Source organism: Aurantimonas sp. (assembly GCF_964217435.1).
GTDB classification, from domain to species: Bacteria; Pseudomonadota; Alphaproteobacteria; order Rhizobiales; family Rhizobiaceae; genus Aurantimonas; species Aurantimonas coralicida.
The window spans coordinates 1-5,211 of sequence record NZ_CAXPJM010000046.1 but is presented as its reverse complement, the minus strand read 5'-3'; the positions used below and the strand labels follow the sequence as shown (position 1 = coordinate 5,211).

The following is a 5,211-nucleotide window of genomic DNA, read 5'->3' as shown; positions in this document are numbered from 1 at the left end:
ATCAGGTAGAAGCCGACGAGGATCAGCGTGGTGTAGTTGATGAGCGCCGCAACGATTTCGATCCGGCCATAGCCGAAGGTCATACGTGCATCCGCCGGCCTCCGTGCGATCTTGCGTGCGGCGAAAGCAATTGCCAGCGACGCCATGTCGGAGAAATTGTGCAGCGCGTCGGCCACCAGCGCGAGGCTGCCGGACAGGATGCCTCCAACAATCTGCGCGACTGTCAGTAAAGCGTTGGCCCAGATTGCGATCGAGACCCGGCGGTCGCCGGATTCCGGGTCGATATGCGCATGTCCATGATCGTGCGGCATCGGATGTCCCCTTTGGCCCATGTGCTGAAGAATCGACGCCCCCAACAGTCCGCGGACGCAGTCCAAGGATTTACGGCCTATGCCCTGTGTGCCAGAGATGCATTGGCGCAACTTGCGGATGGAGCGGTGCACCAACATCAGCCGAAGAATCAGTCGAAGAGACGTGTAATCGCTCCAGCCACTGTAGCTTCAAGAGGAAAGATTCAGGCGCCACGCGGGGAAGCGAGAATGATCGCTGCACCGAGTAGGCAGACAGTGGTACCGAGCACATCCCATCTGTCGGGGCGATGTCCTTCGGCGAGCCACATCCAAAGGACCGAGGCCGCGATTTAGATCCCGCCATAGGCGGCGAAGGCTCGTCCCGCTGCGATGGTATCGACCTGTGCGAGAAACCAGCCGAACGCCACAAGAGCGACCACCCCCGGCGCGAGCCAAAGGGCAGATGCATCAAGGCGCCACCATGCCCAGATGGCAAAGCAGCCGGCGATCTCGGCCAGCGCGGCAAGCAGATAGACGAGTGCCGCGGGCATTCTAGGCACCGATCTCGTTGTGGTCGGTCAGGCATTCAGAATGGTCGCGCAGTACCTCCAGCACGCGGCAATCTGCTGTTCGGCCACCGCTACATTCATGCACCATGCGTTCCAGTTCCGTACGCAAGGCTTCCAGCCGCGCGAGACGCTGCTCCACCTGCTTCAACTGCCGTCTCGCAATGGAGTCGGCTTCTTGGCACGGCTTGTCTGGCTGGTCGCTCAGATTCAGGAGCTCGCGGATCGCTTCCAGTGTGAAGCCGAGCTGACGAGCATGACGGATGAAGGACAACCGGTCGAGTTCGGCATCGCCGTAGCGCCGCTGTCCACCCTCGGTTCGGTCCGGTGCGGGCATCAACCCGATCTGCTCGTAGTAGCGGATCGTCTGCACCTTCGACCCAGTCTTTCTGGCAAGATTGCCAATCGTCAGCATCCGCGCCTCCACAATGTTCCAGTCTTAGTGTGGGGAATGAACCGCAGCGACTTTCCCGGAGGCCGGCTGACTTGAATCCTGCGCGGCGATCGGTACGGCCTCAAGCTCGGCCTAGTGTGCGACCTCCGCCTCGGCGGAGGGTGATGGAGGGGCAAATCATCTTCGGATCCCTCTCGCATACCGCACCCGCCTGGTGGCGGCCGACAGTGTATCCAGGAGGAGCGGCCGCCACCAGGCGAACTAGAACACATTCCGGCATACGCCGGCGGGTCACCCGCCGGCGGTGCCGGTCGGCCAGTTCGCGTGGTGGTCGTCGATCACCAAGGCGTGCCGATGGCGGATCGGCTGGTGGCGATGCGGATGGCGGTGTGGCTCCGGACCCTCCCAACCCTTGTGTTCGTGCCGGTGGTGATCGTCGTGGACATGCAGTGAATTGTGCGCCAGCGCCTGGTGGACATGCTCGACCTCGACCGGATCGTTCGCCGGCCACAAGACCATCGCGACCACGGCGCCCGCGGCCGCTCCAGCAGCCATGACCAGGAAGGTCGGGCCAAGGCCGATCGCCGCGCCAAGCCACCCGGCGGCTGGATAGGTGACGAGCCAACAGGCGTGCGAAAGAGCGAACTGCGCGGCGAAGACGGCGGGCCGGCTGTCCGCATCGGAGGAGCGGCGCAGGAGCAGCCCCCCGGGCGTGCCGATCGCCGACGCGGCCGCACCGAGCAGGGCCCACAGGATGAGGCTGCCCGTCCATCCAGGGCCCGTGCCGGCCATGACGAGGAGGCCCGCCATGGCGCTCGCGCCAGTTAGCATGACGGTGCGGGCGGGAACCCGGTCGAGAAGCCGCGAGAGCAGGATGGCGACCGCCATCGAGCCCAGGCCATAGGCGGCGAAGAGGAAGGCCACGTCGTCGTTGGTGCCGCCGAGATCGGCGCGCACGAAGACGACGGTGTTGACGATCACCATCGCCCCGCCCGACGACGCCGCGAAGGACAGGGCCAGGAGACCGCGCAGGCGCGGCGTCGCGAGGTAGACGCGGATACCCCGGGTCAGCTTGTCGACGAACCGACCGCCGCCGGCCGCCTTGGCGACCGGAAGCGCGACCGAGACGACCAGCGCCGCGGAGGCGAGGAAGCCGAAGACCGTGCCGAGAAACAGCCAGTGGAAGGAGATCACGGTGAGCAGAAGCCCCGCCAGGAGCGGGCTGAAGAGCGTCTCGAGGTCGTAGGCAAGCCGCGAGAGCGACAGGGCGTTCGTGTACTCCCGCTCGTCCGGCAGGATGTCCGGGATCGTGCCCTGGAAGGTTGGCGTGAACAGCGCCGACATCGACTGGAACGCGAAGACGAGGGCGTAGACCTGCCAGATCTCGGTGACGAAGGGCAGGACGAGCACGAAGGCCGCTCGGGCGAGGTCGAGGCCGACGAGCAGCGTCCGCCGCGGCAGGAAACCCGTCAGGACCCCGGCGAACTGCGAGACACCCACATAGGCGATCATCTTGATCGCAAGTGCCGTCCCGAGCACCGCGCCGGCGTTCGCCCCGGCAAGGTCGTAGGCAAGCAGCCCCAGCGCTACCGTCGTCAGGCCCGTCCCGATGAGCGACAGAACCTGCGCTGCAAAGAGATGGCGATAGGTGCGATGGCGCAGGACGGTCAGCATCGGCTCGTTACCTCGAACCCGGCGAAGTCGCGGCTGGCCGCCTCGACGGATTCAAGCGCGTCGACCTCCACGGTGAGGTGGGAGAGATCGTGGATGTGGGCGAGCTTGGCGCGATAGGTCTTCAGCGGGCGGGGTTGGGCGGTGACGATCGACACGATGGCCGCATGGTGGCCCGGGCCGACCTGCCAGACATGGAGATCGGTGATGCGGTCCCCGTCGGCCTCGATCGCCTCGCGGATCTCGTCGGGCAAGTCCTCGCCTTCCGGGACGTAGTCGAGGAGCACCGTCCCGGCATCCCGTACCAATCCCCATGACCAGCGGGCGATGACGAGAGCGCCGACGATGCCCATGACCGGGTCCAGCCAGATCCATCCGTAGAGGCTGCCGAGACCAAGCGCCGCAATGGCCAGGACCGAGGTCAGCGCGTCGGCGAGGACGTGAAGGTAGGCGGCCCGGAGATTGTTGTCGCGACCCCCGGCATGAGGGACGTCGTGATCATGATCATGGTCGTGATGCCCGTGATCGTGGCCATGGTGGTGGTGGTCGTCCTTCAGGAGCCACGCACTCGCGAGGTTCACCGCGAGCCCGACGAAGGCCACCGCGATCGCCTGTCCGAACGAGATGGGCACGGGTGAGACGAGGCGCAGGAAGCTCTCGTAGCCGATGAGGAGAGCGACCAACGCGAGGATGATCGCGCTGGCGAATGCGGCGAGGTCTCCGAGCTTGCCTGTCCCGAACGTGAAGCGAGGGTTCCGGGCGTGCTTGCGAGCGAAGAAATAGGCACCGACGGTGATCAGCATGGCGGCCGCGTGCGTCGACATGTGAAGCCCGTCCGCGACCAGGGCCATGGAGCCGTAGATCGTACCGGCGACGATCTCGATCACCATCATGGAGACGGTCAAGGCGATCACGAGCCAGACACGGCGCTCGTTCCGACTATGGCCGTCGCCGAGAAAGACATGACTGTGGGAGCCGCCATGCTCCGACATCGCCGACACTTCCCCCCTCGTCACTTCAGGTAGGTCCGCAGGACCGCGATCAGGTCGGTCGCCCCCTTTGCCTTCTCCGGATCGTCCTCGCGGTCAGGGTTCACCACGTGGTTGCGCACGTGCTCCTCCATCAGCTCGATCGTCAGGCCGTTCACGGCACCTCGGATGGAAGCGACGAGTTGCAGGACGTCGCCACAAGGCGCCTTGTTCTCGAGGCTTCGGGCGACCGCGTCCAGTTGGCCCTGGAGCCGACGGATGCGGGCAATGAGCTTAGTCGGGTCGTTTGTGAGATGAGCCATGATATAGGCCCCTACCCTATTTCAGGGCTTCCGTATAGCACGGGTCGTTCGGCATCCGGGATGCCGACCGACGGCGGGAAGCCGTCGATCGGCGGAGATGGCTGTTGTCAGACCTTGCGATCGAAGGCGGTGTAGGTGCCGCTCGTGCGCAGCGTCAGGGACACGGGCGCATCGCCGCGGTTACGCCAGAACCATCCGTGGTTGCCTGTGAACGCCGCCTGGATGGTCCCCTCGTCGGAGGAGACCGAGCGCCCCTTCTCGTAGGAGATGTTCTGTCCGCCGCCGTCGCCATGCGTGTCGTAGTTGACCGCGCCGCCTTCCGATACGACCCAGGCGAACGAGGCGATCTCGCCCTCCTGCATGGTCAACTTGATCTCCGCGCCTTCCCCGGGGGCGAGCGTGATGGTCATCTCGTCCTGACGCATCTCCTGAGCGACGGCGGACGAGACGAAGAGGCTGCCGATCGCACCGAACAGGCTGGACTGCCGCTCCGGGGCGGGCGGTGCCGGTGGCGCGGGCGGCGCCAGCGGAGCGACGGGCGGCGGCACCACGCCGACGGCGGCAGGCGGAAGCGGCGTCGCGTCGGCACCGGTTGCCGGGGCAGCGCGGGCGGCGGCGTCCCTCGCGGCATCGGCTTCGGCTTCTGCCGCGAGCTGGGTCTTGATCTCACCCATCTCGGTGAGGTTCAGCGCCGATCCGACCCCGGTCGGATCGATTCCGTACTCGGCGGGAAGCACGACGGCGATCAGGATCGCAGTGGCAGTGACCGCTGCGATCGCGGTCGAGCGCACCAGCTTCCCCGTGGAAGGAAGCTCGGCGCGGGTGGGCATGTCGGTATTGTACATGTGTCGGTATCCTTGAGTTGAGAGGTTGTCAGGCGACGAGATAGCCGGCGACCTGGTAGCCGAAGAGCACGAAGCCGGCGGCCATCATGACGACGTTGGCGGTGTAGGCGTGGCGGAAGAAGCTCGGTGTCCTGCGCCAGAAGCCCATGACGAT

General features: G+C 65.7%; 6 protein-coding genes and 2 pseudogenes. All 8 read right to left on the bottom strand.

Going from position 1 to position 5,211, the window contains the following annotated elements:
- A partial coding sequence (locus ACEQX1_RS16980; RefSeq protein WP_370197190.1) for a cation diffusion facilitator family transporter occupies positions 1-311 on the bottom strand: 311 nt, incomplete at its 3' end.
- 203 nt (positions 312-514) lie between these two features.
- A pseudogene (locus ACEQX1_RS16975) lies at positions 515-841 on the bottom strand (YnfA family protein).
- A gap of 1 nt (position 842) precedes the next feature.
- Positions 843-1,271, bottom strand: a complete 429-nt coding sequence (locus ACEQX1_RS16970; protein ID WP_230789125.1) for a helix-turn-helix domain-containing protein — start codon at positions 1,269-1,271, stop codon at positions 843-845.
- A gap of 270 nt (positions 1,272-1,541) precedes the next feature.
- Complete coding sequence (locus ACEQX1_RS16965; RefSeq protein WP_370197187.1) at positions 1,542-2,924, bottom strand: MFS transporter; 1,383 nt, start codon at positions 2,922-2,924, stop codon at positions 1,542-1,544.
- The gene (dmeF, locus tag ACEQX1_RS16960) at positions 2,918-3,913 is read right to left on the bottom strand and encodes a CDF family Co(II)/Ni(II) efflux transporter DmeF (protein WP_230789227.1); all 996 of its coding nucleotides are present in this window, start codon (positions 3,911-3,913) and stop codon (positions 2,918-2,920) included. Before dmeF ends, ACEQX1_RS16965 begins: the two co-directional genes overlap by 7 nt.
- A 20-nt stretch (positions 3,914-3,933) precedes the next feature.
- Positions 3,934-4,212 carry a metal/formaldehyde-sensitive transcriptional repressor gene (locus ACEQX1_RS16955; RefSeq protein ID WP_230789131.1) on the bottom strand — a complete coding sequence of 93 codons (279 nt, stop codon included), beginning with the start codon at positions 4,210-4,212 and terminating at the stop codon, positions 3,934-3,936.
- A gap of 107 nt (positions 4,213-4,319) precedes the next feature.
- The gene (locus ACEQX1_RS16950) at positions 4,320-5,057 is read right to left on the bottom strand and encodes a hypothetical protein (protein ID WP_230789134.1); all 738 of its coding nucleotides are present in this window, start codon (positions 5,055-5,057) and stop codon (positions 4,320-4,322) included.
- A gap of 28 nt (positions 5,058-5,085) precedes the next feature.
- Positions 5,086-5,211: pseudogene (locus ACEQX1_RS16945) on the bottom strand (HupE/UreJ family protein); the annotation flags it as partial.

Coding starts and splice junctions, on each gene's coding strand:
- ACEQX1_RS16970 (WP_230789125.1), bottom strand. CDS start 1,271: ATGCTGACGATTGGCAATCTTGCCAGAAAGACTGGGTCGAAGGTGCAG.
- ACEQX1_RS16965 (WP_370197187.1), bottom strand. CDS start 2,924: ATGCTGACCGTCCTGCGCCATCGCACCTATCGCCATCTCTTTGCAGCG.
- dmeF (WP_230789227.1), bottom strand. CDS start 3,913: ATGTCGGAGCATGGCGGCTCCCACAGTCATGTCTTTCTCGGCGACGGC.
- ACEQX1_RS16955 (WP_230789131.1), bottom strand. CDS start 4,212: ATGGCTCATCTCACAAACGACCCGACTAAGCTCATTGCCCGCATCCGT.
- ACEQX1_RS16950 (WP_230789134.1), bottom strand. CDS start 5,057: ATGTACAATACCGACATGCCCACCCGCGCCGAGCTTCCTTCCACGGGG.